The sequence below is a fragment of the Sphingomonas colocasiae genome, from assembly GCF_019880585.1.
Classification (GTDB): Bacteria; Pseudomonadota; Alphaproteobacteria; order Sphingomonadales; family Sphingomonadaceae; genus Sphingobium_A; species Sphingobium_A colocasiae.
The window spans coordinates 70,953-96,356 of the sequence record NZ_JAINVV010000012.1 but is presented as its reverse complement, the minus strand read 5'-3'; the positions used below and the strand labels follow the sequence as shown (position 1 = coordinate 96,356).

Genomic DNA, 25,404 nt, shown 5'->3' with positions numbered 1-25,404 from the left:
AGGGAGCTATTCCATGACTTACGTCGTCACCGATGCCTGCATCCGCTGCAAATATATGGATTGCGTGGAGGTGTGCCCCGTGGATTGCTTCTACGAGGGCGAGAATATGCTGGTGATCAATCCCAGCGAGTGCATCGATTGCGGCGTTTGCGAGCCCGAATGCCCCGCCGAAGCGATTCTGCCGGATACCGAGAACGGCCTGGAACAGTGGCTGGAGCTCAATGCGACCTTCTCGTCGCAATGGCCCAATGTCACGCGCAAGGCCGATCAGACGCCTGCCGACGCCGACGAACACAAGGGCGAAGAAGGCAAGTACGACAAGTATTTCTCGCCTGAGCCCGGCGCCGGCGACTGAGGTCGCCGATCCTCGGCGCATAATCGCCAGCAAGTAATCCCGTCTTGCCGGAGCCGGCCGGATTCTGAGCCGGCCGGTCGCTGCCGATTACAATTTCGCAACAAAAGACTGCGGGCTGGCATTTTTGTTGCGACTCTGTTAAAGAGACTCACTGTGAGCGCGCGGGGTCACCGCGCCGCTAGAGGAGACTCACCACCTGCAAGCCCCGATTGGACCGGCCACTGGCTTTAACAGCGGGCCGGCATCACCATATCGGCGGTATTCCACGGAAAGGTTGTAAAGCATGGCATCCAAGGCCTTGTCCTTCGACGTTGGCGATTATGTCGTTTATCCCAAGCACGGTGTCGGCCGTGTCATCGAATTGCAGAGCACCGACATCGCGGGCATGCAGCTCGAACTTTATGTGCTGCGTTTCGAAAAGGAGCGGATGACGCTCCGCGTGCCCACCAACAAGGCCGAGAGTGTCGGCATGCGCAAACTGTCTTCGGACAAGACGCTGAAGGAAGCGCTCGACACGCTGAAGGGCAAGCCGAAGATCAAGCGCACCATGTGGTCGCGTCGCGCGCAGGAATATGAAGCGAAGATCAACTCGGGCGATCTCGTCTCGATCGCCGAAGTGGTGCGCGACCTGTTCCGCGCCGACGATCAGCCCGAGCAGAGCTATTCCGAGCGCCAGATCTTCGAAGCCGCCACCAGCCGCCTGGCGCGCGAACTGGCCGCGATGGAAGAAACCGACGAGCCTGGCGCGCAGCAGAAGATCCTCGAGATCCTCAACAAGGCCGCGCTGATCCATAACAAGGACAAGGGCGAGTAAGGCTCCCTCGAGCATTGCTTTCGAGAAACGGGAAAGGCGGTCTTCGGGCCGCCTTTTCTTTTGCGCTTGCCACCGATCGCGCCGAGCTGTATTATTAACACAATACAGTAGGAGCCGATGCCATGCGCTATCTCGCCTTTCCGATCCTCGCCTTCGCCACGGCCTGCTCGGCATCCGCCGATGACGGCGCGGGCAAGCTGAGCGGCGTTTCGGGTTCGCGCAGTTTCGACGTGAAGGGTTTCGAGTCGGTCTCGCTCAGCGGACCGGACAATGTGATCGTCCAGGTCGGCAAGGCGATGTCGGTCAAGGCGGTGGGCGACATCGCGATCCTCGATCGTCTGGAGATCGAAGTGGTCGATGGCGATCTCCGTATCGGTCGCAAACGCCGCAACGGCGTCCATTTCAACTGGGGCAACAATTCGGGCGCCGTCGTCACCGTCACGCTGCCGGTGTTGACCGGCGCGTCGGTCGCAGGATCGGGTGACATGGATGTCGACCATGCCGAAGCGCCGAAATTCAGCGCGTCGGTCGCGGGCTCCGGCTCGCTCAAGGTGGGCGCGCTCAAGGCCGATCGCCTGAATGTCTCGATCGCGGGATCGGGCAACGCCAATTTCGCCGCCGGTACGGCGACCGATGCCGATATGTCGATCGCGGGATCGGGCAATGTCGATGCGGCCGGGCTCGCATCGCGCACCGCCGACATCTCGATCGCCGGATCGGGCGACGTGAAAGCCGGAGTCTCCGAACGCGCCGCCGTTTCGATCCTCGGTTCGGGCGATGTCGACATCATCGGCGACGCCCAGTGCAAGGTTTCGAAAATGGGGTCGGGCGACGTCCGCTGCACGCCGGGCGCACCATCGACTCCCAAGCAATAAGCCTGCTTGCCCGCCAGCGGCTGCGCCGCCATGGTGCGGGCATGAACATCCGGCAATTCGCGGTCGCCTTCATGCTCCTCGCGCCGGCGACGCCGCTGACCGCCGCCGAGCGCGTCGAAACCGTCACCAGTTTCGATCGCATTCATATCGACGGGCCGTATCGGGTGGAGGTGATCACCGGTCGCGGCGCTTCCGCGCGACTGTCCGGATCGCGCGAAGCGCTCGATCGGATCACGGTGAACGTGCAGGGTACGTCGCTGACGATCCGCACGAACCGCACCGGCTGGACCGGCGGTTGGCCGGGCGAGGACAAGGCCGGACCGGTCACGATCCGCGTCACCACCGGCGAATTGCGGGCTGCGTCGGTCAGTGGCAGCGGTTCGATCTCGATCGACCGGATTCGAGGGGCTCGTGTCCAGCTTGGCGTCGAAGGTTCGGGGCAACTGAAGATAGGGCGGACGGAAGCCGATCGGCTCGACATGACATTGCTCGGATCGGGCGCGATCGCGATTGCCGGCGCGGTCAAATCCGCGAGCGCCATTGTGCGTGGTTCAGCGTCGATCGATGGGGCGGCGCTCGTCGCCAACGATCTCAATGTCAGCAGCGAGAGCGCCGGTACCGTTGCGCTCGGCGCCCGGAACAGCGCGACGGTGAAGGCGACGGGTTCCGGCGAAGTCCGCATCGCGGGCGCGCCTGCCTGTACGGTGACCGCGCTGGGATCGGGGCAGGTCTATTGCGGCGCGGCGAAGAAATAGAGCATCGCGCGGAAAAGCTGGCTTCGCGAAGGCGGTGGGAGGTTTTCCGCAATGCGATGCGATCGCAAACATCCGGATCGGGCTGCGCGACCCGGATCTTATGCTGCCCGCTCCGGCTTTCCCGCTTCAGCCGCTGTTGCGCAGCGCGGTGGCGATCGCGTTGATCGAAAGCTGGATGCCCTCGGCGATGCGCGGATCGGCCTCGCCCGCGCGGTGGCGCTTGAGCAATTCGACCTGGAGCAGGTTGAGCGGTTCGATATAGGGCAGGCGCAGCCGGATCGACGCGTCGAGCGCGGGCGATTTCGCGAGCAGGCGGGTCTGGCGCGTCACCGAAAGCAGCCCGTCATGCGCGGCTTGCCAGCCATCCTTGATCCGGCCGAAAATCGCTTCGCCCGCCGCCTTGTCCTCGACCAGCCCGGCATAGCGCGCGGCTATCCCCATGTCGGATTTCGCGAGCACCATCTCCATATTGGCGAGCGCCGCCTGCAGGAACGGCCAGCTCTGGACCATTTCACGCAGCAACCCCTGATCCTTGAACCCGGTCAGCGCCTCACCGACGCCGTACCAGCCCGGCAGCATCACACGCGCCTGCGCCCATGAAAACACCCAGGGGATCGCGCGCAGATCCTCGATCGCGTCGGTCTTCTTGCGGCTCGACGGGCGCGATCCGATCTTGAGCGTCGCGATCTCCGCGATCGGCGTCATCTGGCGGAAGAAGCTCCGGAAACCCTCGGTTTCGTAGACCAGTCCGCGATAGGCGCGGAAGGCGTCGGCGGAGAGCGTGTCCATCGCGGCGCCGAAGCGCGCGCGATCGGCTTCGGCCAGCGCATCGGGCTCGAGGCTGGCGAGGAGCGTCGCCGATGCGATCGCCTCCAGATTGGCGGCGGCGCTTTCGCGCGTGCCATATTTCGCCGCGATCACTTCGCCCTGTTCGGTGATGCGGATACGGCCCTGCACGGTGCCGCGCGGTTGGGCGAGGATCGCGGCGAAGCTAGATCCGCCGCCGCGCCCGACCGCGCCGCCGCGCCCATGGAACAACTGCATGCCGATGCCTGCCTGGGCGAAGACCGGCGCCAGCGCCCGGCTGGCCTGGTGCAGGCCCCAGGTCGAGGTCAGATAACCGCCGTCCTTGTTGCTGTCCGAATAGCCGATCATCACTTCCTGATGGCCGCGCGCGCGCGTGATCGTCGCGATTTCGGGCAGGGCGAACCATTTGCCCATCACGATGGTGGCGTTTTCCAGGTCGCCGATCGTCTCGAACAACGGCACCGCCATGATGTCCGCCTCGGGCGTGTCTCCGGGGCGGTAGAGCCCGGCTTCCTTCAGCAGGATATGGACTTCGAGCAGGTCCGACACGTCCTGCGCCATCGAGACGATATAGTTGCGGATGCAATCCGCGCCGTAGCGGCGATGCGCCTCGGCGGCGGCGCGGACGATCGCGAGTTCGCCTGCCGTTTCCTCGGAATAGGCGAAATGCGGGCTGGAAAGGGGGCGCGGCGTCGCGAGTTCGCGGCGCAGCAGCGTGACGCGCGCCTCCTCGTCGAGCGCGGCATAGTCGGTTTCGACTCCCGCCACGCTGAGCAGTTCGGCGACGACACGCTCATGCACCGCGCTGTTCTGGCGCATGTCGAGCGTGGCGAGATGGAAGCCGAAGGTTTCGACCGCGCGGATGAGGCGGCCGAGCGCGCCGCCCGAGGACAATGCACCGCCGCCGGCGCCCGCCAGCCCGTGCGCGATCTCGACCAGATCGGCGCGGAAGGCTTCCAGCCCGTCATAGCTTTCCGCCTGGAGCGGAGAGGGGCGGGGTGGTGCCTTGCCGGTCAGCGCGAGATGGGTCGCGCTCAGCCGCGCATAAAGGCCGGTGATGGCGCGGCGATAAGGCTCGTCCTGCCGGCTCTTGGCGGTGTCGCCGCTGGCGTCGGCCAGCGCCAGCACCGCGTCGCTCGCTTCGGCGAGTTCGGTGGAGATCGACAATTCGGCGCCCAGCCCGTGCAGCGCGTCGAGATACCAGGCGATCACCGTTTCCGCCGAGCGCGACAGCGCCAGCGTCAGCGAGTCCGCGGTGACGAAGGGGTTGCCGTCGCGGTCGCCGCCGATCCAGCTTCCCGGCCGCAGGAAACTGGCGGGCCGCTTGCCGAGCGCACGTTCCCAGCGCGCATAGAGCGCGGGCAGCACCGGCAGGAAAGTGTCGCGCAGATAGGCGAGCGCGGTTTCCACCTCGTCGGCGACGAACAGGCGTTCGCGACGCAGCGTCCGCGTTTGCCAGAGCAGCGCGATCTGGCGATGGATCGCCTCCTCGATCAGGTCGCCCTCGGCTGTTTCCGTCGCGCCGCCGTCGCGCAGCTTCATCAGCTCCGCGATGCGGTTGCGATGATCGATCATCGACTTGCGGCGCACTTCGGTGGGATGGGCGGTCAACACCGGCGCGATCAGGGCGTGGCCGAGCAGTTCGATCGCCTGATCGCCGTCGATGCCCTCGTCTGCCAGCCGTTCGAGCGCATGCGCCAGATCGGCGCCCGGCTCCGCCGCGATCCCCTGGCGATCCTCCGCCAGATTGGCGAGCATCGAGAACAGCATGAAGCCGCGCACGAACGCGGTGGTTTCGTCCAGGTCGAGCGCGTCCAGCCCGGGATCGATCGCATCGGCGCCCGCCACGCCGCGATGGCGGTCGACCGATGTAGAGCGGATATATTCGGTGCGGCGGAACAATGTCTCCCCACCATAGGCGCGGATCACATCGCCCAGCAGCTTGCCGAGATAGCGGATGTCGGGGTTCTGGCTGATCGCTGGACGTGGCATGGCGTGTTGCTGCACCGCAACACGTTCGGCGTCAATATCATTGCGGCACTGCAATGCGATCTAATTGTGAAATTATATTATTGATTGTTCAATTATTATAATCAAACAATATATGTGCCGCTCAGGCGAGCAGTTCGATGTCCCAATAGAGCCAGTCGCGCCAGCTTTCATGGAGATAATTGGGCGGGAAGGCGCGGCCATGTTCCTGAAGCTGCCAGCTTGTCGGCCGGATCGGCGCGATATGGAGCTGCATGCCCGCCTGGCGCGGGGTGCGCCCGCCCTTCTTCAGGTTGCAGGGTGCACAGGCGGTGGCGACATTTTCCCAGGTGGTGCGGCCGCCCTGCGCGCGGGGGATCACATGATCGAAGGTCAGGTCGCTCGAGACGCCGCAATACTGGCACTGGAAGCGATCGCGCAGGAACAGGTTGAAGCGGGTGAAAGCGGGGTGTTCGGACGGCTTCACATATTGTTTGAGCGCGATGACGGAGGGCAGCCGCATCGCGCTGGTGGGACTTCGCACCTCGCGCTGATATTCGTCGATGATCGCGACGCGATCGAGGAACACCGCCTTCACGGCGGTTTGCCACGGCCAGAGCGACAGCGGATAATAGGACAGCGGTTTATAGTCCGCGTTGAGCACAAGCGCTGGACAGCTGTCCGGGTGTCGGATCAGGTCGGGATGGTACATGACGCCACACGCTCCCCCATTGCCATCGTCCCAATCAGGTAAAATGATGACGCCGTCATGACAGCATTTCCCGCGACTCGTGGTCAAGAGCCAAATTGGACGATCGACGCTTGACCGAGATCGCCACCCGCTTCGCGCCGTCGCCAACCGGCCGGTTGCATCTCGGCCATGCCTGGTCGGCGCTGTGCGCGCATGACTTCGCGACGGCGCGGGGCGGCCATTTCCTGCTGCGGATCGAGGATATCGACCCCGGCCGCGCGCGGCCCGAGCATGTTTCGGGCATCATCGAGGATCTGCTGTGGCTTGGGCTCGACTGGGAAGGGGAAATCGTCTTCCAGTCCGAGCGGACGGCGCTTTATGCGATGGCGCTGGAGGATCTGAAGCGGCGCGGCCTCGCTTATCCCTGTTTCTGCACGCGCAAGGACATCGCGGCGAGCGCCAGCGCGCCGCATGGCCCGGATGGGCCGGTCTACCCCGGCACCTGCCGTTCACTCGATCCCGAAACCCGCATGCGCCGGATGGCGGCGGAACCGCATTGCTGGCGGCTCGCCATGGCGCCCGCGATCGACGAGGCCGGGCCGCTTCTCTGGATCGACGGCGACGGCGCGGCGCATCCGGCAAGCCCGGCGGCGCATGGCGACGTGGTGCTGGCGCGCAAGGATGCGCCGGTCTCCTATCATCTCGCGGTCACGATCGACGATGCCGCGCAGGCGATCAGCCATGTCGTGCGCGGCCGCGACCTGCTGGAGGCGACGCATGTCCACCGGCTGTTGCAGGCGCTGCTCGATCTGCCGACGCCCGTCTATATCCATCATCCGCTGCTCGGCACCGCATCCGGCGAGCGGCTGGCCAAGCGCAATGGCGCACCGGCGATCGCCGATCTGCGCGCGGGCGGGACGGACGCGGCGGCGCTGGTCGAAGCGATGCGCGCGGGTCGGTTTCCCGACGATTACCGCATGCTCTAGCCGCTTGGATTCACGCCCCGAAGCGCCTACATCAAAACGATGGGCACATTCCTCACCATCCTCCTCATCCTCGCCATGGTCGCGACGGTCGGCGCGCTGGTGCGCGGGATCGTGATCTTCCTGCGCACGACCGAGGCGGATCTGAACGGCACGGGGCCGAGCATCTCCGGGCGCAAGCAGAACAAGGCGATGCAGATGCGCATCCTGTTCCAGGCGGTTGCGGTGATCCTGGTGGTGCTGCTGATGGTGGCGGCGGGCGGCAAGGGCTGATCCGCTGGTCAAGCTCAACAAGATCTACACACGGACGGGCGACGACGGCACGACGGGCCTTGTCGACGGATCGCGCACGGCCAAGCATGATCCGCGCATGCAGGCGATCGGCGACGTCGACGAGGCGAACAGCGCGATCGGCATCGCCGTCGCCGCGCTGGGCGAGGGCGATCACGCGGTGATGCTGCGCCGCATCCAGAACGATCTGTTCGATCTGGGCGCCGATCTGGCGACGCCGGGCGAAAGCTTCGAGCCGTCCGAGATGGAATTGCGCATCGTGCCCGCGCAGGTCGCCCGGCTGGAGGCCGAGATCGACGTGATGAACGCGGCGCTGGAACCGCTCAGGAGCTTCATCCTGCCCGGGGGCAGCCAGGCAGCGGCGGCGCTCCATCTCGCCCGCGCAATCGTGCGCCGCGCCGAGCGGACTGCCGTGGGCGCGGCGCGCGCCGTCAGCCTCAACCCTCAGGCGCTCGCCTATCTCAATCGGTTGTCCGATCACCTTTTCGTCATGACGCGCGCGATCAATGCGGCGAATGGTGGCGATATATTGTGGATTCCTGGCGCGTCGCGCTGATTCGAGGCCCGCTCCTCAAACCTATTGTTCTTGATATGTTCACGCGCTAGAAGCGCCGCTATGCCGTATGGCAGGACCCCTTGGATCGATCGTGCGTTAAATGACTGATCTTGCGGCCAAACCGGCGCAACGGGGATCCTGGAAATAGGGGACTGACATGGCGACTCGTCTCGACACCGCGTTTCCCGATGCGCTGCACGCGCTGTTCCGGCGGGTGCGCGGGCTGAGCGAGGCGCTGGCGGCGCCGCTGTCCGATGCCGATGCCAGCGTCCAGTCGATGGAGGATGCGTCGCCCGCGAAATGGCATCTGGCGCACACCACCTGGTTCTTCGAAACCTTCGTGCTGCGCGATCATGTCGCCAATTACCGGCTGTACGACGAACGCTGGCCCTTCCTGTTCAACAGCTATTACGAAGCGGAGGGGCCGCGCCATGCCCGGCCGATGCGCGGCATGCTCACCCGGCCCTCGCTCGACGAGATCCGTGCGTGGCGTGCCCATGTCGATGCCGCGGTCGATGTCGCGCTGCCCGGCCTTCCTGACGCTGTCCGCACACTGGTCGAGCTGGGTTGCCATCATGAGCAGCAGCATCAGGAATTGTTGCAGACCGATATATTGAGCCTGTTCGCGCTCAACCCGCTGGCGCCGGCGATGTGGCGCGCCGAGCGCGATCCGCCCGCCCCGCCGCCCGCGCCGATCCGCTGGATCGAAGGCGCGCACGGCATCGTGGAGATCGGGCGGAACATGCCGGTGCGTGAAGGGGAATTCGCCTTCGATTGCGAAGCGCCGCGCCACCCGGCCTTGCTGCGCCGGCACGCGCTGGCGGATCGGCCGGTCACCAACAGCGAATGGCGCGCCTTTATCGACGATGGCGGCTATGAACGGGCGGAGCATTGGCTGTCCGATGGCTGGGCCTGGGTGCGGCGCGAAGGGATCGAAGCGCCGCTCCATTGGCGCCGCGTCGATGGCGACTGGGCCGATTTCGCGCTCGATGGCCTCCATCCCGTCCGCCCCGCCGCCCCGGTTTCACATATCAGCTTTTATGAGGCGGACGCCTTCGCCCGTTGGGCGGGCGCGCGACTGCCGACCGAAGCGGAATGGGAAAGCGCGGCCGCCGCCGTCGATTCCGCATCGGGCAACCAGCTGGATCAGGCGGGGCCGGTGCGCCCGCGCGCGGCCGCCGCCGGTACCGGCCTGCGGCAGATGTTCGGCGATGTCTGGCAATGGACCGGATCGGCCTATCTGCCCTATCCCGGCTTTCGCGCGGCCGCCGGCGCGGTCGGCGAATATAACGGCAAGTTCATGAGCGGGCAGTGCGTGCTGCGTGGGGCGAGCTGCGCCACGCCGCGCGGCCATTCGCGCGCCTCCTATCGCAACTTCTTCTATCCCCATCAACGCTGGCAATTCGCCGGCGTCCGCCTCGCCAAGGATCTCTAGCCATGTTGCTCGAGCAGGATGCCCCGCCGCGCCCGGCGGAGACCGCCGACCCCGCCTTTCGCGCCGATGTGCTGAGGGGCTTCGCCGACACCCGCCGCCGTGCCATTCCGGCGCGCTGGTTCTATGATCGGCGCGGGTCCGAATTGTTCGAGCAGATCACCAGGCTGCCCGAATATTATCCGACGCGGATCGAAACCGGTCTGCTGGCGCGATACTGCGCCGATGTCGGAGAGATTGCCGGGCCGGGACGCGCGGTGATCGAATTCGGATCAGGGTCGTCGACCAAGACGCCGCATCTGCTGCGCGCGGTCGATCCCGGCGCCTATGTGCCGATCGATATTTCGGGCGCGTTCCTGCGCGAATCGGCGGCCGCGCTCGCGCGCGACTTTCCCGGGCTGAGGATCGAGCCGGTCGAGGCGGATTTCATGCAGCCGATCCCGCTGCCCCCCGCGATCGAGGCGATGCCCAAGCTCGGCTTCTTTCCGGGATCGACCATCGGCAACATGATCGCGCGCACCTCGGTCGACCTGCTGCGCGCGATGCGGCGCTCGCTCGGCGTCGGATCGCTGCTGCTGATCGGGATGGACCGGGTGAAGGGCGAGGATGTGCTGGTGCCCGCCTATGACGATGCGCAGGGTGTCACCGCCGCCTTCAACCTCAATCTGCTCCACCGCATCAATCGCGAGCTCGACGGGACGATTCCGGTCGACGCCTTCCGCCATCTGGCGATCTGGAACGACCTCTACGCCCGGATCGAGATGCATCTGGAGGCGGTTCGCGATGTCGAATTCCGTATCGAGGGCGCTTTCTTCTCGATGCGGGCGGGCGAGACCGTCCATACCGAGAACAGCCATAAATATGGCGAGCGCGATGCCCGGCTGCTGCTGCGCGCGGGCGGCTGGACCCCGCTCAGGGAATGGACCGATCCCGACAATATGTTCGCGCTGATCCTGGCGGGTGCGCATGCCGAGCGCAGCGCGCCCTAAATCGGCTGCAGGCCGTAATCGGTAAGGTCGATGGCGGCGACATCGGCGGCGATATCGGGATGTCGCTTCGCGAGATAGATGGCCGCGCGTTTGAGGTCTGACGCCAGATGCGGCTTGAGCCATTGGCCAGCCGCAAGCGGATCGCGACCGGCCAGCCCCTCGCTGATCGCGAGGCCGGTGACCAATGCTGCTTCGCTCAGATAGCCCGATCGGCTGGATGACCAGCTCATCTCGTCGAAGCTTTGATGAGACTGGAAATTCTTCGCGCCATTGGCGAGAAATATGCCGAAGCCGATGAACACCGCGGCCAGATCGGTGGCATGTTCGTGAAGATCGTGGCCGCCGGGCGGCAGGCGCCGGGCGCCGTCGACGATGTAATGCGCGAATTCATGCGCGAATGTGCCGACCAATCCGGCCGGATTGTCGAGCAGCGACGGATTATAGGTGATCACCGGCTCGTAAACGCCGCCGCCGCGATCCTCGACGCGATATGTGCCCAGCGGCGCATTGCCGTCATGCACGAGGCCGAGGCCGGATTGCACGCGGTGCGGACGATTCTCCGCGCCGGCTTCCAGGCGGAAATGGACCTGCTCCAGCCCGGCATGCATTCGGACTTGATCGAACAACTCGGCAGCGCGCGCATGGCCCGCGACGGCGCTGTCCGGAAAGAAATCGACGGTCGGGGTGACCAGCGGCGCCGCGCGGTGGCGTTCCAGATCCTCGAATTCTTCGATCATCCATTTGAAGCAGGCGAGCTGCCAGTCGAATTCGTCACGGTCGATCGGTAGTTTTGGCCCGAATAGTCCCATGGTGACGCGTCCTCCCGCCCCGGCTTGCATCCCATGGCGTTCGCCGCCATGTCCACCCTCATGAACAAGCCCACGCCTCCACTGAAGGCCGCGATCGTACCGGTCACGCCGCTCCAGCAGAATTGCACATTGCTGTGGTGCACCGAAACCAACAAGGCGGCGTTCGTCGATCCGGGCGGCGATCTGTCGAGGCTCAAGGCGGCTGCCGCGCAGGCGGGCGTCGAGATCGAGAAGATCCTGATCACCCACGGCCATATCGATCATTGCGGCGAAGCGGGCACATTGGCGAAGGAACTCGGCGTGCCGATCGAGGGGCCGCACGAGGCCGATCGGTTCTGGATCTCGCGTCTGGAGGATGACGGCCGCAACTATGGCGTCAACGGCAAGGTCTTCGAGCCCGATCGCTGGCTGGAGGATGGCGACACCGTGAGCGTCGGCAATCTGGTGTTCGACGTCATCCACTGCCCCGGCCACACGCCCGGCCATGTCGTCTTCCATCACCCCGAATCGAAGCTGGCGATCGTCGGGGACGTGCTGTTCCAGGGATCGATCGGGCGCACCGATTTCCCGATGGGCAACCATCAGGACCTGCTCGACGCGATCACCGGCAAGCTGTGGCCGCTGGGCGGCGATACCGCCTTCGTGCCGGGCCATGGCCCGATGAGCAATTTCGCGCATGAGCGGCGCACCAATCCCTATGTGAGCGACGCCGCGATCGGACGCTGACGGAACCGGGATGGCGCGCGGGCCGTTGGGCCTGCGCAATGAAATATGCGCCCGCCCTTCTTCTGGCGACGCTGGCGGCCTGCCAGGATTATCCGCGCGATATCGGGGGAACGCTCGATCATATCCGCGCCGAGCGGGTGATGCGCGTCGGGCTGGTCGCGGGCGAGGCGGAAACGCGCGACCGCGCGGCGATCACCGCCTATCTCGATCGGGTCGGCAGGGCGGCGGGCGCGAGGTCGGAGATCGTGCGCGGCGCCGCCGAACCTCTGCTGCTGCGGCTCGGTCATGGGCAGCTCGACCTTGTGATCGGCGATATGACGGAGGACTCTCCCTGGATCGCTGATGCGATGGTGATCGAGCCGATTGCGGAGACGATGCTCGGCAAGGACCGGATCCTGCTCAGCCCGATCGCGCGCAACGGTGAGAATCGCTGGATCATACTGCTCGAACGTGCGGTTCGCGACGGTCGCCCGAAGAACGGCGCATGAGCGAGAGGCGCGGCCATCCGGCGGAGATCCGTGCCGACATGGCGGCGGCGGTTCGCCTGGAATGGTGGAATGTCGGCTGGTCGATCAGCATCATCGTCGCGATGGGGCTGGCGATGGGATCGAGCCAGGCGATGAAGACGGCCTGGGTGGAGGATATGCTCGGCCTGGTCCCCCCGATCGCTTTCCTGATCGCCGCGCGGTTCGAGAGGCGCCCGTCCAATGCGCGCTTCCATTACGGATTCGATCGGGTGAACGGCCTGGGCTTCCTGATCGCCGCCGTCGCGCTGGCGGCTGTCGGCCTGTTCCTGCTGCGCGACGCCGTGGTCGCGCTGGTCACGGCCGAACATGTCTCGATCGGTTCGGCCCGGCTGTTCGGGCATGACCTCTGGCTGGGCTGGTTCATGCTCGCGGCGCAGGCTTATGCGACCATCCCGCCGCTCGTGATCGGCCACATGGAACTGCCGCTCGCCAAAAGGCTGCGCGACAAGCTGCTCCATACCGACGCCCTGATGAACAAGGCCAACTGGCAGACCGGCGTCGCCGGCTTCCTGGGTGTGGCGGGGCTGGGCATGGGCTGGTGGTGGGCCGATTCGGTCGCCGCGGCGATCATCTCGCTCAGCATCATCGCCGACGGCATCAAGGCGCTGCGTGTCGCGACCTCGGAACTGGTCGATGGCGTGCCCTGCGCACTGGACAGTTCGAAACAGTCGGAAGAGGCGGCCGCCGTCGCAAAGGCGCTGCGCAAGCGTTTCCCCGGCGCACGCGTCCTGATGCGCGAAACCGGCCGCTATATCCGCGCGGAGGTCGTCGGCGTCAGCCCGCCCCGGAATTTCGATTCGAAGACGTTCGAGATTCCCGGCCTCGACGATCGCTGGCGGCTGGAGAGCATCGCTTTCCGGTTGTGATATCAGGCTGCGCGCCGCTTGAGCGTTCCAGGGAGCGGATGCGTCAGCATCCCTGAGCCAGCGTCAGCCGACCGCCGCGATCTCGGTCACCGTCGGCTTGAACCCGAAATAGGGGATGGTGAGCGCCCAGCCCGCCAGAACGATCAGGGCGATGAAGGTCGCCGCGATGCCGATCAGCCGCAGCTTGCCCGGCTTCTCCGCATCCATGCCGAACGCATGCGCGATTCGCGCGAGGATGTAGACCACGCCGATTCCCCACAGCCAGGGCGAGGTGCCGCGCGCCAGTTCGATCAGACCAAGCAGAATCAGGAAGAACGGGGTATATTCGACGAAATTGGCGTGGGCGCGCATCCGTGCGAGCAGCCTGGGATTGCCGCCGTCCCCGATCGACACCTTCTCGCTTACGCGCAGGCGCCCCGTGCGCATTGCGAGCCAGATGTTGAGCAGCGCCGCGGCGCCCGCGATCGTCAGCGTCACCGGCAATATGATCATTCGCGCACCCCCGTCCGTTGCGATGGGAAACTCGCATGGATGCTGAGCCCTTGCAACTCCGGCCAGAATCGCTATAGGCGCGGTTCGCTCGCGACGAGCCGGCCGCATGGCCTGCGGCCTTCATCCGCCGTTGGTTATCATGGCGCAGGCGTAGTCGCACCCAAGGCTTTGAAGAACTGGAACAGGTGCCGGAATGGCTGTCCCCAAGAGAAAAACCTCGCCGTCCAAGCGCGGCATGCGTCGCAGCCATGATGCGCTCAAGGTCGAGTCGTACCAGGAATGCCCGAACTGCGGCGAACTGAAGCGCCCGCACAATCTGTGCACGGCCTGCGGCCACTATAACGGTCGCGAGATCGTCTCGGCCGAAGGCTGACGCCGCACCCTTTCGAGGAGCACTGACCGGTGTCCACATCGCCGCGGATCGCAATCGACGCGATGGGCGGCGATGAGGGCCTTGCGGTCATGCTGGCGGGTGTGGCGCGTGCGCGCCGCGCCAATGACGGGATGCGCTTCCTGCTCGTCGGCGACGAAGCGCAGATCCGCGAAGGGCTGAAGACTCATCCCAATCTCAGTGCCGCGTCGGAGATCGTCCACGCGCCTGAAACCGTGGCGGGCGCCGAAAAGCCCAGCCAGGCGATTCGTCGCGCCAAGACCACGTCGATGGGGCTTGCCATCCAGGCAGTGAAATCGGGCGAGGCAGGCGCTGCCGTGTCGTCGGGCAATACCGGCGCGCTGATGGCGATGTCCAAGCTCGCGCTGCGCACCATGCCCGGTATCGATCGTCCGGCGCTGGCCGCGCTGCTCCCCAGTCTGGGCGAGAATGACGTGGTGATGCTCGATCTCGGCGCCAATACCGAGTGCGACACCGAAAACCTCATCCAGTTCGCGGTGATGGGTGCCGCCTATGCGCGGTCCGCACTCGAACTCGAGCGCCCGCGCGTCGCGCTGCTCAACATCGGCACCGAGGAACTCAAGGGCACCGACGAGATCAAGGATGCCGCCGCGATGCTGCGCGAAGCGACGCATCTGCCGATGAACTTCACCGGCTTCATCGAGGGTGACCGGCTGTCGCGCGGCGAAGTCGACGTGATCGTCTGCGACGGGTTTTCCGGCAACATCGCGCTGAAGACCGCCGAGGGCACCGCGCGTTTCGTAACCGACCTGCTGCGGCGCGCCTTCACCAGTTCGCTGCGCTCGAAGCTGGGCTTCATCATCTCGCGGCCCGCCGCCGAGCTGCTGCGCCATCATCTCGATCCCAACAATCACAATGGCGCGGTTTTCCTCGGCCTCAACGGGCTGGTGGTGAAAAGCCATGGCGGCGCCAACGAAATCGGCGTGGCCAATGCGATCGGCGTCGCCGCGCGCATGGTGCGGGACAATCTGACGGCGCGGATCACCGAGGATCTCGCCAATTTCAAGGCGCATCAGCGCCCGGAGACACATACGGCATGACGCGTCGCGCGGCGATTGTTGGGACTGGATCGGCACTGCCCAAGCGCCGTGTATCGAATGCCGAGCTCGCGGAGACGGTCGATACCTCGGACGAATGGATCGTCGAGCGCACCGGCATCCGGTTCCGCCACATCGCCGGTCCCGACGAAACCACCTCGACGCTTGCCACCGACGCTTCGCGCAAGGCGCTCGCCGCCGCCGGGCTGGAGGCCGCTGCGATCGACCTGATCGTGCTCGCCACCGCGACGCCCGACCAGACCTTTCCCGCCACGGCGACCAGGGTTCAGGCGGCGCTGGGCATCGACGATTGCGTGGCGTTCGACGTTCAGGCGGTCTGTTCGGGTTTCCTTTATGCCGTGTCGGTCGCCGACAGCATGATTCGCTCGGGCGCGGCGAACACTGCGCTGGTGATCGGCGCCGAGACCTTCAGCCGCATTCTCGACTGGGAAGACCGCAACACCTGCGTGCTGTTCGGCGACGGCGCCGGCGCGGTGGTGATGCGCGCGGAGGAGGGTGAGCGCGGCGTGCTTTCGTCGAAGCTCCACGCCGATGGCCGTCATAACGAACTGCTGTACGTCGATGGCGGCCCCTCGACGACGGGCACCGTCGGCAAGGTGCGGATGAAGGGGCGCGAAGTGTTCCGCCACGCGGTGGTCAATCTGGCGTCGGTGCTGGGCGAGTCGCTCGAAGCCGCCGGGCTTTCGGCCGAAGATGTCGACTGGATGGTGCCGCATCAGGCGAATGCGCGCATCCTGGATGCGACCGCGCGCAAGCTGGGCCTGTCGCCCGACAAGGTCGTGGTGACGGTGGACCAGCATGCCAATACATCGGCGGCGTCGGTCCCCCTGGCGCTGGATACCGCGGTTTCCGATGGCCGCATCAAGCGCGGCGATATCGTGGTGCTGGAAGCGATGGGCGGTGGATTCACCTGGGGCGCCGCGGTTGTCCGCTGGTGAGACAGTCCCGCTATGGGGACAGTCGGTGAATTGACGTGCGGCACTGTAACGATAATATGAAAATCGGCGCTTAGACTGAGGGATTCTCCATGGCTGCACCCACTTTGACCCGGGCCGATCTCGCCGATTCGGTACACCGCGAAATCGGGCTGTCGCGCGCGGAATCGTCCAAGCTCGTCGAACAGATCCTCGCGCATATGTGCGGTGCCCTGTCCGACGGTCAGAACGTGAAGATTTCGGGTTTCGGCAGCTTTGTGCTGCGCGACAAGGGCCAGCGCGTCGGCCGCAATCCGAAGACCGGCGTAGAGGTGCCGATCGCGCCCCGGCGCGTTCTCACCTTCCGCGCCAGCCAGATGCTGCGCGACCGCATCGTCAAGGCCGGGTGACCGCGCCGTGAGCGACAAGGCCGCCGGCGCGTTCCTGACCATCGGCGAGCTTTCCGATTCGCTCGGCCTGCCGCAGCATATCCTGCGGTATTGGGAAACGCGCTTTCCCCAGCTTCGGCCGCTCCAGCGCGCCGGCAAGCGGCGCTATTACCGGCCTGAGGATGTGGCGCTGGCGCAGCGGATCAATCGGCTGCTCAACCAGGAAGGCTATACGATCAAGGGCGTCCAGAAGCTGCTGAGCCAGCGCATGGGCCCTTCGGCCGATATGGCGCCTGCGCCCGCCGCGGCGCCCGCCGCTCCCCAGCCATCCGCCCCGGCGGTCGCCGCCGGCATGCTGCCGGCGATCCGCCAGGTTCGCGCCGATCTGGCCCGCGCGCTCGCCGACGCCTGATCCGGCGCGCCGGATCGACTCGCTCTATAGCTCGAGTGCCAGGATCCAGTCGTTGAAGACCGCTTCGCCGACTTTGAAGGCCTGCTGGCCGACCCGGACGAACCCGCAGCGCGCATAGAAACGCTGCGCGGCTTCGTTGATCTCGTAGACGCACAGATAGAGCCGTTTCGCGCCGCGCGCGCGCGCTTCGGCGATCACCGCGTCCATCAGCCGCCGTCCCAGCCCCGCATTCTGCCAGCCGGTGAGCGCATAGATGCGTTTGAGTTCCAGATCGCCCTGATCGACGGGAATGTCGAGCGCGGGCGGGGTCAGCGCCGCATAGCCGATCGGCGCGCCGAGTTCGGTTTCGACCAGCCATAGCGCATGATCGCGCCGTTCGGCCCAATCTGCATAGAGTTCGGGCGAATGCTGGGTGCGGCAATGCGTGACCAGCGCATCGCCGGGGTGATCGCTCGCGAAGGCGACAAGGAAGGTCGCCTGACCCAGCAGCGAAAGACGGTCGGCGTCTGATGCTGTGGCACGGCGCAGCAGCAGCTCAGCCATCGATTTCGGGGCCCAGTGCGGCATCCAGGTCGCGCGGCCGCATCAGCCGGACGAAATTGCCGGTTCCCGCCTTCACATCGGCCCAGCGCGTCACGTCAAAGGTGATTTCCGCGAGCGCGGCGGTCGGGAATTTCTCTTCGACCGAGTCGCGCAGCGCATCGCCGGCGCGATCGGGCACCAGCAGCAGGATCAGGTCCTCCAGCCCGGGATTATGGCCGCACATCATCACGTGATCGGCCGAATCGGGCCGGTCGTTGACCACGTCGAGCAGGGTGACGCACGATGCGAGATAGATGCGCCGGTCCCAGGTGGCATGCAGCGTGCGGCCCATGCCTTCCCACAGATAGTCGAGCGTTTCGGTGCAACGCACGGCGGGGGACGAGACGACATGGTCATATTCCAGCCCCTCGCGCCGCATATATTCGCCCATCAGCCGCGCGCCGCGAATGCCGCGCTTGTTGAGCGCGCGGTCGAAATCGCGCGCCACCGGATCGTCCCAGCTCGATTTCGCGTGGCGCAGCAGGCTGAGCGTCTTCATTTCCTCTCCGTGATCCTTTCCGCGGCCTCTTGCCCCGAAATCGTGACGGATGAAAGTCGCTGGCGCACGCGCGCGGCGGCTTCGTCCAGCGTGACGCGGCTGATCGGGGTGCCGGCGGGAAAGGCGGTCAGCAGCCGCGACGGCATGGCGGAGGAAAGCATGACGAAGATGCCGCGATCGTCGGCGCGGCGGATCAGCCGGCCGAATGCCTGGGCCAGCCGCGCACGAATCAACCGATCGTCATAGGCGCTGCCACCGCCGGCCAGGCGGCGCGCGGCGTGAAGTACGGTGGGTTTCGGCCACGGCACCCCCTCCATCACCACCATCCGCAGCGATTCACCCGGTACGTCGACGCCGTCGCGCAAGGCGTCGGTGCCGAGCAGCGATGCGCGCGGATCGTCGCGGAAGATATCGACCAGGGTGCCGGTATCGATCGGATCGACATGCTGGGCGTAAAGCGGCAGCCGGTCGCGCGCCAGCCGGTCGGCAATGCGGGCATGGACGGCGCGCAGCCGCCGGATTGCGGTGAACAGCCCGAGCGTGCCACCCTCGGCCGCGACGATCAGCTTGCCGAAGGCGCCGGCGAGCTGCGCGATATCGCCCTTCTTCACATCGGTGACGATCAGCACTTCGGCCTGCGTCGCATAGTCGAACGGGCTCGGCGCCTCGAATCGATGCGGCGGATGGGCGAGATGCGGGGCGCCCGTGCGTGCTTCGGCGGTATCCCAGTCGCCACCGCCCTTGAGCGTCGCCGAGGTGACGAGCACGCCATGCGCCGGTTTCAGCACGATCTCCGCAACCGGGCGCGTCGGATCGAGCCAGTGGCGATGCAGGCCGATATCGATCTCGCGGCCCTCGATCCGGTCGACCGCCAGCCAGTCGACGAAATCGGGATCGGCGGGGCCACCGATGCGAGAGAGCAGCGACAGCCAGCCGCCGAGCATGTCGGCGCGCCAGCCGAGGCTGGCGATCGCGCCCTCGACGCGCGCGCGCGCCTGGCCGTCGAGCCAGTCCGGGCCATCCTCCATCACCGCTTCCAGCCGACGCCCGAGCGCCACGAGCGGGCGAAGGATCGCGTCGAGCGCTGCCGCCGCGGGCTGCGCGGCTTCGACGATCGCACCGTCGAGTTCGGCCATCTCGGTTTCCAGGCCATAGCCTGCATCCTCGCCGGCATCGCGGCCGAACACGGTGCCGCGCACCGCCGCGAGCAGCGCCTCGATCGCGCCGAAGGGCGCGCCTTCGTTCAGCCGCTGGAGCCAGCCGTCCGATGGCAGCGCCTGTGCCGCGCTGACGGCGGCGGAGATCGCACGGCTGCCCTCGTCGTCATAGCTCGCGACGTCGGACAGGCGGGCGGCAAGGCCCCGACGGCGCCCGCGCGACGATCCTTCGGGCCCGGTGATCCAGCGCCGCAATTCGATCGCCTCCTGGCCCGACAGCGCGGTCGAGAACATCGCGTCGGCGGCGTCGAACAGATGATGGCCTTCGTCGAAGACGATTCGGCTCGGCCGGTTCGCCGCCTCGCGCCCGCGCGCGGCGTTGACCATCACCAGCGCATGGTTGGCGATGACGATATCGGCATCCGCGCTGGCGCGCGCCGCGCGTTCGATGAAGCATTTCCGGTAATGCGGGCAGCCGGCATAGACGCATTCGCCGCGCCGGTCGGTCAGCGCGGTCGATCCGTTGCGGCGGAACAGCGAGGGCAGCCAGCCGGGCAGATCGCCGCCCACCATGTCGCCATCCGCCGAATAGGCGGCCCAGCGCGCGACAAGCTGCGCCAGGATCGCGGCGCGCCCGGCGAACCCGCCCTGCAGCGCGTCCTCCAGGTTGAGCAGGCACAGATAATTTTCGCGGCCCTTGCGCACCACCACCTTGCGGCGGCGCAGCCTGGGATCGGGAAACAGCCTTTCGCTCTCGCGATTGAGCTGGCGCTGCAACGCCTTGGTGTAGGTGGATATCCAGACCGCGCCGTCCGCCCGCTCGGCCCAGAGCGAGGCGGGGGCGAGATAGCCCAGCGTCTTGCCGATGCCGGTGCCGGCCTCGGCCAGGATCATATTGGGCTCGTCGCGCCGCGCGCGCGGTTCGAACGCTTCGGTCACGACCTCGGCATAGCCGCGCTGGCCCGGGCGAACCTCCGCGCCGTGGCCGGTCAGCAGGTCGAGCCGGTCGATCACGTCGGGCAGGGCGAGCGAAACGGAGCGCGGTGCTGCGCGCGGCGCCTTTTCCTCCCATTCGGGAAGCCGGGCGAACAGCCAGCGTTCGTTGCGCTCGGGCCGCTTCAGCGTGTCGAGCAGGATTCCGCCCCAAGGCCAGCGCAGCCGTTGCAGCGACTGCGCCATGCCATAGGCGCCTTCGCGCTCCGCCCAATGCGGATCGTCCGACCGCGCCAGCAGCGCCTGGGCGGCGCGGCGCAGGAATTCGGCGGCACTTGCATCGTCCTCGGGTGGCGCCAGCCCGATCGCGCGCGCCAGCCCCTTGGGTGTCGGCACCGCGAATCGCGCCGGATGGATGAAGGCGAACAGTTCCAGCAGGTCGAGCCCGGAGAGTTCGGGATAGCCCAGCCGCTGGCCGACAAGCGGCGCGTTGAGCACGATCATCGGCGTTTCCGCGGCCAGCGCGATCGCCTCGCCACGGCTCACGCCGCGCGTCTCCCCGTCGGGAGATGCGATCCAGATGCCGGCATGGCTTGCATGCAGCGCGGGATAGGGCAAAGAGGCCGCCATTCACCCCGTTATGACGACCAGGAACGAAAGGGCAACACCAGTGAGCGACTTGCGTGGCGCAGCGATGGACTCGAAGGCCTGGCCGTTCGAGGAAGCGCGCAAATTGCTCAAGCGCTATCCCGACGGCGCGCCGGCCAAGGGCCATATCCTGTTCGAAACCGGCTATGGCCCTTCGGGCCTGCCGCATATCGGCACCTTCAACGAAGTGCTGCGCACCACCCTGGTGCGCCAGGCCTATCAGGCGATTTCGGACGTGCCGACGCGGCTGATCGCGTTCAGCGACGATATGGACGGCCTGCGCAAGGTGCCGGACAATGTTCCGAATCAGGAGATGCTGCGCGAACATCTCGGCAAGCCGCTGACGCGGATTCCCGATCCCTTCGGCAAATATGAGAGCTTCGCGCATCACAACAACGCGATGCTCCGCGAATTTCTCGACCGGTTCGGCTTCGACTACGAGTTCATGAGTTCGACCGAGGTCTATGCGTCCGGCCGCTTCGACGAGACGCTGAAGCTGATCCTGAAGAACTACGACGCGATCATGGGCGTGATGCTGCCCACGCTCGGCAAGGAACGTCAGGCGACCTATTCGCCGGTGCTGCCGGTCTCGAAAAAGTCGGGCATCGTGCTTCAGGTGCCCGTCACCGTGATCGATGCGGAGAACGGCATCGTCCGCTTCGAGGATGAGGGCGAGACCGTCGAGCAATCGATCCTGTCGGGCGCGGCCAAGCTGCAATGGAAGGTCGACTGGGCGATGCGCTGGGTCGCGCTGGGCGTCGATTACGAGATGTCGGGCAAGGACCTGATCGATTCGGTCACGCAAAGCTCGAAGATCGCGCGCGTGCTCGGCGCCCGCCCGCCCGAGGGCTTCAACTACGAGATGTTCCTCGACGAGAAGGGCGAGAAGATCTCCAAGTCCAAGGGCAACGGCCTGACGCTGGAGCAATGGCTGACCTATGGGCCCGACGAGAGCCTGGCATTCTATATCTATCGCGAGCCGCGCAAGGCGAAGGCGCTGCACATGGGCGTGATCCCGCGCGCGGTGGACGATTATTGGCAGTTCCGCGCCAACTGGCCGAACCAGCCGATCGAACAGAAGCTCGGCAATCCCGTTCACCATATCCACAATGGCGACGTGCCGGCGGAGGCGCTGCCGGTCACCTTCGGCCTGCTGCTCAACCTGGTCGGCGTGATGGGAGAGGCGGGCAAGGATCAGGTCTGGGGCTATCTGGGCAACTATGTGCCCGACGCCGATCCCGCCAAATATCCGGCGCTCGACCGGCTGATCGACCATGCGCTCGCCTATCACCGCGATTTCGTCGCGCCGACGCTCAAGCGCCGTGCGCCGACCGAGCTGGAGGCCGGGGCGCTGCGCGATCTCGACGCGCGGCTGGCGGCATTGCCCGCGAATGCCGATGCGGAGACGATCCAGAACGAGGTCTATGCCGTCGGCAAGGAAGGCGGATTCGACACTCTGCGCGACTGGTTCAAGGCGCTGTACGAGACGCTGCTGGGCGCCGAACAGGGGCCGCGCATGGGCAGCTTCATCGCGCTTTACGGCATGGAGAACAGCCGCAAGCTGATCGCAGAGGCGCTGGCGGCGTGATCGCGGTCCGCGCCGTCGATGCCGAATGGGTCGACGCCAATGCGGATGCGCTCGGCGCGATATTGCTCGCCTGTGTGGCGGACGGGGCCTCGGTCAGCTTCCTGGCCGATCTGACTCAGGATCGCGCGGCCGATTTCTGGCGCGCGCGCCGTGCCGGCGTCGCGGATGGCGGATGCGCGTTGCTTGTCGCCTTCGAAGGCGAGGCGCCCGTCGGCACCGTGATGGTGGTGCGCGCGGGCACCGACAATCAGCCGCATCGCGGCGATATCGCCAAGCTGCTCGTTCATCCCGGTGCACGCGGCCAGGGGGCGGGCGTGGCGCTGATGACGGGGGCGGAGGCGCAGGCCCGCGCGATGGGGCTCACACTGCTCGTGCTCGATACAGCGGGCGCGGCGGCTGAACGCATCTATCGACGGATGGGCTGGATCGAGGTCGGCGGCATTCCCGATTATGCGCTCAACGTGGCGGGCACGCCGGAAGCGACGACGATCTTCTACAAGCGGGTTTGAGGCCCCCACCGTTTGCTTCGAGCGCAGGTTCGAGCTTGTCGAGAACACAGTCGAGAAGTCCGGTGCAGCGCTTCTCGACGGGCGCATCTCGACTTCGCTCGATGCTGCTCGAAGTGAACGGGAAAGCGCCGCATGTTCGGCGCTTGCGTAGATTCAGCCGCGAACCGTCGCGCTGGGCCGATCGTCCGGATAGACCAAGGGCAGCGCGGCGATCGGCAGCAGCAACGCCGCGGCGATCAGCGCGCGGATCAGCGGATGCGAGGTCGGGGCAGGCTGCGGTCTCATGATCGCGCGCGGATAGTGCGGTTGCCGGGAGAGCGGGAGCGCTGGTCGATCGACGGCGGACAGGCGTCGATGAAATGCAATGCGGTCAGAAAACGGCGCGTCGCCCCAGCGAAAGCTGGGGCCCATGCGATCTGTCGGCTTCAGTGAGACCACAGGCATTGCATGGGCTCCAGCTTTCGCTGGAGCGACGATGATTTGTCCGGAAGGCCCTTATTTCTTAGACGCGATCCAGTCGTCGATCTTCTTCTCCAGCACCGGCATCGGCAGCGATCCGGTCATCAGCACCTCGGCATGGAATTCGCGCGGATCGAATTTCGCGCCCAGCGCCTGCCGCGCCTTGGCCTTCAGCCGCGAGATGGTGAGCTGGCCGACCTTGTAGGCGAGCGCCTGGCCGGGAATGGCGATATAGCGCTCCACCTCGGCGGTGGCGTCGGTCTTCCCCATGCTCGAATTGTCGAGCATGTACTGGATCGCCTGATCGCGGGTCCAGCCCTTGGCGTGGATGCCGCTATCGACCACCAGCCGCATCGCGCGCAGCATCTCGTCGTCCAGCCCGCCGAAGCGCTGATAGGGATCGGTCTCCATGCCGAGTTCCTTCCACAGCGTTTCGGCATAAAGCCCCCAGCCTTCGTTGTACGCGGTGTTGCCGCCGAAGCGCATGAAGGCGGGGAGATCGGTGTTCTCGATCGAAAGCGCGATCTGGAAATGATGGCCCGGCACGCCTTCGTGGAGGAACAGGGTCTCCATGCCCGGCGTCGTGCGCGAGGGCAGGTCGTAGGCGTTGAAATAGAAGACGCCGGGGCGCGATCCGTCCGCCAGGCCGGACTCGTACGAACCGCCCGCCGAGGTTTTTTCGCGATAGGCTTCGTAATAGCGGATCTCGAGCGGCATCTTGGGGATGGTCGAGAATTGCTCGCGCACCCGCGCGTCGACGCGCTTGCCGATATCGTAATAGCGCTGGAGCATCGCGTCGCGCGACGTCATCTTGAACTTGGGATCGGTTCGGATGTGATCGAAGAACTGGGCGAGCGTGCCCTTGAAGCCGACCTTGTTCTTGATCGCGTCCATCTCGCCCCGGATCCGCGCGACTTCGGACAGGCCGAGCTGATGGATCTGCTCGGCGGTCATCGGCAGCGTGGTGTTGCTCTTGATCAGCTTCTCGTAGAGCCAGGCGCCGCCCTTCATATGGACGAGGCCGACGCCGTCGCGCGCGGCGGGCAGATATTCGGTCTTCAGGAAATCGCGCATCCGCACATAGGCGGGCAGGATGCCGTCGCGGATGGCGGCGGCGTAATCGCGCTTCAGCCGTGCCTGATCTGCGGCGGAGATGCCGGCCGGGAACTGGTTGACCGGTTCGTAGAAGGTCGATCCTTCCACGCCCTGCGCGATCTGCAGGTCGAACTGATCGATCATGTTGTTGACGATCAGTTTGGGCTGGGTGACGCCGCTCTTCATGCCCTCGCGGAAACGGGCGATCGAACGGTCGAGCGCCGCGATATAATCCTTGTGGCGCTTCAGGTTGTTCTCATAGTCCGTCAGCGTCTTGAACGGCGCGGCGCCCTTGCCCGATGCGAAACCGGGATAGAAGACGTGCAGGCCGAAGAAATGGTCGATCGGCCGCACCGCGGTCACCGCCAGATATTCGGGGGTCAGCGTCTCCAGCGTGTCGAGCATATTATACTCGAACACGTCATAGGCGATCTGGTTGACAGGGGTCAGCGCGGCGCGGTCGATCGCCTTCAGGCGCTTCAGATCCTGCTGCGCGGCGGCGCGTTCGGCGTCGAAATAGGCATCGGAACCGAAATCGCCGAGCCGGTCGGCATAGCGCAGGTCGCCGCGGAAGATCGCGGAGATCGGGTTGCGCTTCAGGCCGGCTTCGTCGCTTTCGGCGAACAGCCGCTTGAGCGCGGCGTCCGGCGTTTCGGTGGCGGCCGGCGCGGGGGCGGCGGGCTGGGCGAGAAGCGGAACGGGCAAGGCGGCCGCTGCGGCGAGCAGCAGCGCGCGGATGGGGAAACTGGACATGGGAAACTCCGGTACTCGTGTATTGCCCGGATATAACGCCACGGCCTTGAACGGCAAGCG

General features: G+C 66.0%; 28 protein-coding genes. 19 read left to right on the top strand and 9 right to left on the bottom strand.

Going from position 1 to position 25,404, the window contains the following annotated elements:
* Positions 1–13: 13 nt before the first annotated feature.
* The 4 genes from fdxA to K7G82_RS24285 all read left to right on the top strand — a co-directional run bounded on the left by fdxA (position 14) and on the right by K7G82_RS24285 (position 2,799).
* On the top strand, positions 14–355 hold the full coding sequence (gene fdxA, locus K7G82_RS24300; protein ID WP_222992556.1) for a ferredoxin FdxA: 342 nt from the start codon (positions 14–16) through the stop codon (positions 353–355).
* A gap of 283 nt (positions 356–638) precedes the next feature.
* A complete protein-coding gene (locus K7G82_RS24295) occupies positions 639–1,169 on the top strand; it encodes a CarD family transcriptional regulator (RefSeq protein WP_222992555.1) in 531 nt (176 codons plus the stop codon).
* Positions 1,170–1,291: 122 nt separating this feature from the next.
* The gene (locus K7G82_RS24290; RefSeq protein ID WP_222992554.1) at positions 1,292–2,044 is read left to right on the top strand and encodes a head GIN domain-containing protein; all 753 of its coding nucleotides are present in this window, start codon (positions 1,292–1,294) and stop codon (positions 2,042–2,044) included.
* Between the two features lie 41 nt (positions 2,045–2,085).
* Positions 2,086–2,799: a GIN domain-containing protein gene (locus K7G82_RS24285; RefSeq protein WP_222992553.1), complete on the top strand. Its 714-nt coding sequence runs from the start codon at positions 2,086–2,088 to the stop codon at positions 2,797–2,799.
* A gap of 126 nt (positions 2,800–2,925) precedes the next feature.
* On the opposite strand, the gene ppc is transcribed toward K7G82_RS24285, so the two are convergent.
* Positions 2,926–5,598, bottom strand: a complete 2,673-nt coding sequence (ppc, locus tag K7G82_RS24280; RefSeq protein WP_222992552.1) for a phosphoenolpyruvate carboxylase — start codon at positions 5,596–5,598, stop codon at positions 2,926–2,928.
* A gap of 121 nt (positions 5,599–5,719) precedes the next feature.
* On the bottom strand, positions 5,720–6,286 hold the full coding sequence (locus K7G82_RS24275; RefSeq protein WP_222992551.1) for an HNH endonuclease: 567 nt from the start codon (positions 6,284–6,286) through the stop codon (positions 5,720–5,722).
* A gap of 110 nt (positions 6,287–6,396) precedes the next feature.
* Here K7G82_RS24275 and gluQRS point away from each other — a divergent pair, with 110 nt between their 5' ends.
* The 5 genes from gluQRS to egtD all read left to right on the top strand — a co-directional run bounded on the left by gluQRS (position 6,397) and on the right by egtD (position 10,516).
* Positions 6,397–7,251, top strand: coding sequence for a tRNA glutamyl-Q(34) synthetase GluQRS (gene gluQRS, locus K7G82_RS24270; RefSeq protein ID WP_222992550.1), 855 nt, complete (start codon positions 6,397–6,399; stop codon positions 7,249–7,251).
* 39 nt (positions 7,252–7,290) lie between these two features.
* Complete coding sequence (locus K7G82_RS24265; protein ID WP_222992549.1) at positions 7,291–7,521, top strand: twin transmembrane helix small protein; 231 nt, start codon at positions 7,291–7,293, stop codon at positions 7,519–7,521.
* A gap of 4 nt (positions 7,522–7,525) precedes the next feature.
* Entirely contained in the window at positions 7,526–8,095 is a 570-nt protein-coding gene (locus K7G82_RS24260) for a cob(I)yrinic acid a,c-diamide adenosyltransferase (RefSeq protein ID WP_222992750.1), read from the top strand.
* A gap of 157 nt (positions 8,096–8,252) precedes the next feature.
* Positions 8,253–9,530, top strand: coding sequence for an ergothioneine biosynthesis protein EgtB (egtB, locus tag K7G82_RS24255; protein ID WP_222992548.1), 1,278 nt, complete (start codon positions 8,253–8,255; stop codon positions 9,528–9,530).
* Positions 9,531–9,535: 5 nt separating this feature from the next.
* Positions 9,536–10,516 carry an L-histidine N(alpha)-methyltransferase gene (gene egtD, locus K7G82_RS24250; RefSeq protein ID WP_425517308.1) on the top strand — a complete coding sequence of 327 codons (981 nt, stop codon included), beginning with the start codon at positions 9,536–9,538 and terminating at the stop codon, positions 10,514–10,516.
* Here egtD and K7G82_RS24245 read toward each other — a convergent pair.
* Positions 10,513–11,325 carry a hypothetical protein gene (locus K7G82_RS24245; RefSeq protein ID WP_222992546.1) on the bottom strand — a complete coding sequence of 271 codons (813 nt, stop codon included), beginning with the start codon at positions 11,323–11,325 and terminating at the stop codon, positions 10,513–10,515. The two genes, egtD and K7G82_RS24245, sit on opposite strands and share 4 nt — an antisense overlap.
* Before the next feature lie 60 nt (positions 11,326–11,385).
* Between K7G82_RS24245 and K7G82_RS24240 the strand changes: the two genes are divergently transcribed.
* Genes K7G82_RS24240 through K7G82_RS24230 form a run of 3 tightly spaced genes read left to right on the top strand, consistent with a single transcriptional unit; the run spans position 11,386 to position 13,444 of the window.
* Positions 11,386–12,051: an MBL fold metallo-hydrolase gene (locus K7G82_RS24240; RefSeq protein WP_222992749.1), complete on the top strand. Its 666-nt coding sequence runs from the start codon at positions 11,386–11,388 to the stop codon at positions 12,049–12,051.
* A gap of 38 nt (positions 12,052–12,089) precedes the next feature.
* Entirely contained in the window at positions 12,090–12,539 is a 450-nt protein-coding gene (locus tag K7G82_RS24235; protein ID WP_222992545.1) for a hypothetical protein, read from the top strand.
* Positions 12,536–13,444, top strand: a complete 909-nt coding sequence (locus K7G82_RS24230; protein ID WP_222992544.1) for a cation efflux transmembrane domain-containing protein — start codon at positions 12,536–12,538, stop codon at positions 13,442–13,444. The genes K7G82_RS24235 and K7G82_RS24230 overlap by 4 nt, the downstream gene beginning before the upstream one ends.
* A 63-nt stretch (positions 13,445–13,507) precedes the next feature.
* Here the strand turns inward: K7G82_RS24230 and K7G82_RS24225 are convergent, their stop codons facing one another.
* Positions 13,508–13,936 carry an MAPEG family protein gene (locus tag K7G82_RS24225; RefSeq protein WP_222992543.1) on the bottom strand — a complete coding sequence of 143 codons (429 nt, stop codon included), beginning with the start codon at positions 13,934–13,936 and terminating at the stop codon, positions 13,508–13,510.
* A gap of 193 nt (positions 13,937–14,129) precedes the next feature.
* On the opposite strand from K7G82_RS24225, the gene rpmF reads away from it, so the two are divergent.
* The 5 genes from rpmF to K7G82_RS24200 all read left to right on the top strand — a co-directional run bounded on the left by rpmF (position 14,130) and on the right by K7G82_RS24200 (position 17,121).
* Positions 14,130–14,309 (top strand): 50S ribosomal protein L32, encoded by a 180-nt coding sequence (gene rpmF / locus K7G82_RS24220; protein ID WP_222992542.1) that lies wholly within the window; start codon positions 14,130–14,132, stop codon positions 14,307–14,309.
* Positions 14,310–14,338: 29 nt separating this feature from the next.
* On the top strand, positions 14,339–15,388 hold the full coding sequence (gene plsX / locus K7G82_RS24215; RefSeq protein WP_222992541.1) for a phosphate acyltransferase PlsX: 1,050 nt from the start codon (positions 14,339–14,341) through the stop codon (positions 15,386–15,388).
* On the top strand, positions 15,385–16,344 hold the full coding sequence (locus tag K7G82_RS24210) for a beta-ketoacyl-ACP synthase III (protein WP_222992540.1): 960 nt from the start codon (positions 15,385–15,387) through the stop codon (positions 16,342–16,344). Before plsX ends, K7G82_RS24210 begins: the two co-directional genes overlap by 4 nt.
* Positions 16,345–16,433: 89 nt before the next feature.
* On the top strand, positions 16,434–16,730 hold the full coding sequence (locus K7G82_RS24205) for an integration host factor subunit alpha (protein WP_222992539.1): 297 nt from the start codon (positions 16,434–16,436) through the stop codon (positions 16,728–16,730).
* 7 nt (positions 16,731–16,737) lie between these two features.
* Positions 16,738–17,121, top strand: a complete 384-nt coding sequence (locus K7G82_RS24200; protein ID WP_222992538.1) for a MerR family transcriptional regulator — start codon at positions 16,738–16,740, stop codon at positions 17,119–17,121.
* Between the two features lie 24 nt (positions 17,122–17,145).
* Here the strand turns inward: K7G82_RS24200 and K7G82_RS24195 are convergent, their stop codons facing one another.
* The 3 genes from K7G82_RS24195 to K7G82_RS24185 are packed head-to-tail and all read right to left on the bottom strand — an operon-like array spanning position 17,146 to position 20,922.
* Positions 17,146–17,664, bottom strand: a complete 519-nt coding sequence (locus K7G82_RS24195) for a GNAT family N-acetyltransferase (protein ID WP_222992537.1) — start codon at positions 17,662–17,664, stop codon at positions 17,146–17,148.
* On the bottom strand, positions 17,657–18,202 hold the full coding sequence (locus K7G82_RS24190; protein WP_222992536.1) for a SixA phosphatase family protein: 546 nt from the start codon (positions 18,200–18,202) through the stop codon (positions 17,657–17,659). Before K7G82_RS24190 ends, K7G82_RS24195 begins: the two co-directional genes overlap by 8 nt.
* Positions 18,199–20,922: an ATP-dependent DNA helicase gene (locus K7G82_RS24185; RefSeq protein WP_222992535.1), complete on the bottom strand. Its 2,724-nt coding sequence runs from the start codon at positions 20,920–20,922 to the stop codon at positions 18,199–18,201. The genes K7G82_RS24190 and K7G82_RS24185 overlap by 4 nt, the downstream gene beginning before the upstream one ends.
* A gap of 10 nt (positions 20,923–20,932) precedes the next feature.
* Here K7G82_RS24185 and K7G82_RS24180 point away from each other — a divergent pair, with 10 nt between their 5' ends.
* Together K7G82_RS24180 and K7G82_RS24175 are read left to right on the top strand one after the other, a co-directional pair.
* The gene (locus tag K7G82_RS24180) at positions 20,933–22,528 is read left to right on the top strand and encodes a lysine--tRNA ligase (protein ID WP_222992534.1); all 1,596 of its coding nucleotides are present in this window, start codon (positions 20,933–20,935) and stop codon (positions 22,526–22,528) included.
* On the top strand, positions 22,525–23,037 hold the full coding sequence (locus K7G82_RS24175) for a GNAT family N-acetyltransferase (protein ID WP_222992533.1): 513 nt from the start codon (positions 22,525–22,527) through the stop codon (positions 23,035–23,037). The genes K7G82_RS24180 and K7G82_RS24175 overlap by 4 nt, the downstream gene beginning before the upstream one ends.
* A 153-nt stretch (positions 23,038–23,190) precedes the next feature.
* Here K7G82_RS24175 and K7G82_RS24170 read toward each other — a convergent pair whose 3' ends face one another.
* Both K7G82_RS24170 and K7G82_RS24165 read right to left on the bottom strand, forming a co-directional pair.
* Positions 23,191–23,481, bottom strand: coding sequence for a hypothetical protein (locus K7G82_RS24170; RefSeq protein WP_222992532.1), 291 nt, complete (start codon positions 23,479–23,481; stop codon positions 23,191–23,193).
* 51 nt (positions 23,482–23,532) lie between these two features.
* Positions 23,533–25,344, bottom strand: a complete 1,812-nt coding sequence (locus tag K7G82_RS24165; protein ID WP_222992531.1) for a DUF885 domain-containing protein — start codon at positions 25,342–25,344, stop codon at positions 23,533–23,535.
* Positions 25,345–25,404: the final 60 nt, after the last annotated feature.

Excerpts from the sequence above, each read along its gene's own strand:
- K7G82_RS24185 (WP_222992535.1), bottom strand. The coding sequence starts at position 20,922 with ATGGCGGCCTCTTTGCCCTATCCCGCGCTGCATGCAAGCCATGCCGGC.
- ppc (WP_222992552.1), bottom strand. The coding sequence starts at position 5,598 with ATGCCACGTCCAGCGATCAGCCAGAACCCCGACATCCGCTATCTCGGC.
- K7G82_RS24295 (WP_222992555.1), top strand. The coding sequence starts at position 639 with ATGGCATCCAAGGCCTTGTCCTTCGACGTTGGCGATTATGTCGTTTAT.
- K7G82_RS24285 (WP_222992553.1), top strand. The coding sequence starts at position 2,086 with ATGAACATCCGGCAATTCGCGGTCGCCTTCATGCTCCTCGCGCCGGCG.
- K7G82_RS24165 (WP_222992531.1), bottom strand. The coding sequence starts at position 25,344 with ATGTCCAGTTTCCCCATCCGCGCGCTGCTGCTCGCCGCAGCGGCCGCC.
- K7G82_RS24205 (WP_222992539.1), top strand. The coding sequence starts at position 16,434 with ATGGCTGCACCCACTTTGACCCGGGCCGATCTCGCCGATTCGGTACAC.
- rpmF (WP_222992542.1), top strand. The coding sequence starts at position 14,130 with ATGGCTGTCCCCAAGAGAAAAACCTCGCCGTCCAAGCGCGGCATGCGT.
- K7G82_RS24275 (WP_222992551.1), bottom strand. The coding sequence starts at position 6,286 with ATGTACCATCCCGACCTGATCCGACACCCGGACAGCTGTCCAGCGCTT.
- K7G82_RS24210 (WP_222992540.1), top strand. The coding sequence starts at position 15,385 with ATGACGCGTCGCGCGGCGATTGTTGGGACTGGATCGGCACTGCCCAAG.
- K7G82_RS24180 (WP_222992534.1), top strand. The coding sequence starts at position 20,933 with ATGACGACCAGGAACGAAAGGGCAACACCAGTGAGCGACTTGCGTGGC.
- egtB (WP_222992548.1), top strand. The coding sequence starts at position 8,253 with ATGGCGACTCGTCTCGACACCGCGTTTCCCGATGCGCTGCACGCGCTG.
- K7G82_RS24245 (WP_222992546.1), bottom strand. The coding sequence starts at position 11,325 with ATGGGACTATTCGGGCCAAAACTACCGATCGACCGTGACGAATTCGAC.
- K7G82_RS24195 (WP_222992537.1), bottom strand. The coding sequence starts at position 17,664 with ATGGCTGAGCTGCTGCTGCGCCGTGCCACAGCATCAGACGCCGACCGT.
- fdxA (WP_222992556.1), top strand. The coding sequence starts at position 14 with ATGACTTACGTCGTCACCGATGCCTGCATCCGCTGCAAATATATGGAT.
- K7G82_RS24240 (WP_222992749.1), top strand. The coding sequence starts at position 11,386 with ATGAACAAGCCCACGCCTCCACTGAAGGCCGCGATCGTACCGGTCACG.
- K7G82_RS24235 (WP_222992545.1), top strand. The coding sequence starts at position 12,090 with ATGAAATATGCGCCCGCCCTTCTTCTGGCGACGCTGGCGGCCTGCCAG.
- K7G82_RS24265 (WP_222992549.1), top strand. The coding sequence starts at position 7,291 with ATGGGCACATTCCTCACCATCCTCCTCATCCTCGCCATGGTCGCGACG.
- K7G82_RS24225 (WP_222992543.1), bottom strand. The coding sequence starts at position 13,936 with ATGATCATATTGCCGGTGACGCTGACGATCGCGGGCGCCGCGGCGCTG.
- K7G82_RS24190 (WP_222992536.1), bottom strand. The coding sequence starts at position 18,202 with ATGAAGACGCTCAGCCTGCTGCGCCACGCGAAATCGAGCTGGGACGAT.
- K7G82_RS24230 (WP_222992544.1), top strand. The coding sequence starts at position 12,536 with ATGAGCGAGAGGCGCGGCCATCCGGCGGAGATCCGTGCCGACATGGCG.
- K7G82_RS24290 (WP_222992554.1), top strand. The coding sequence starts at position 1,292 with ATGCGCTATCTCGCCTTTCCGATCCTCGCCTTCGCCACGGCCTGCTCG.
- K7G82_RS24170 (WP_222992532.1), bottom strand. The coding sequence starts at position 23,481 with ATGCCTGTGGTCTCACTGAAGCCGACAGATCGCATGGGCCCCAGCTTT.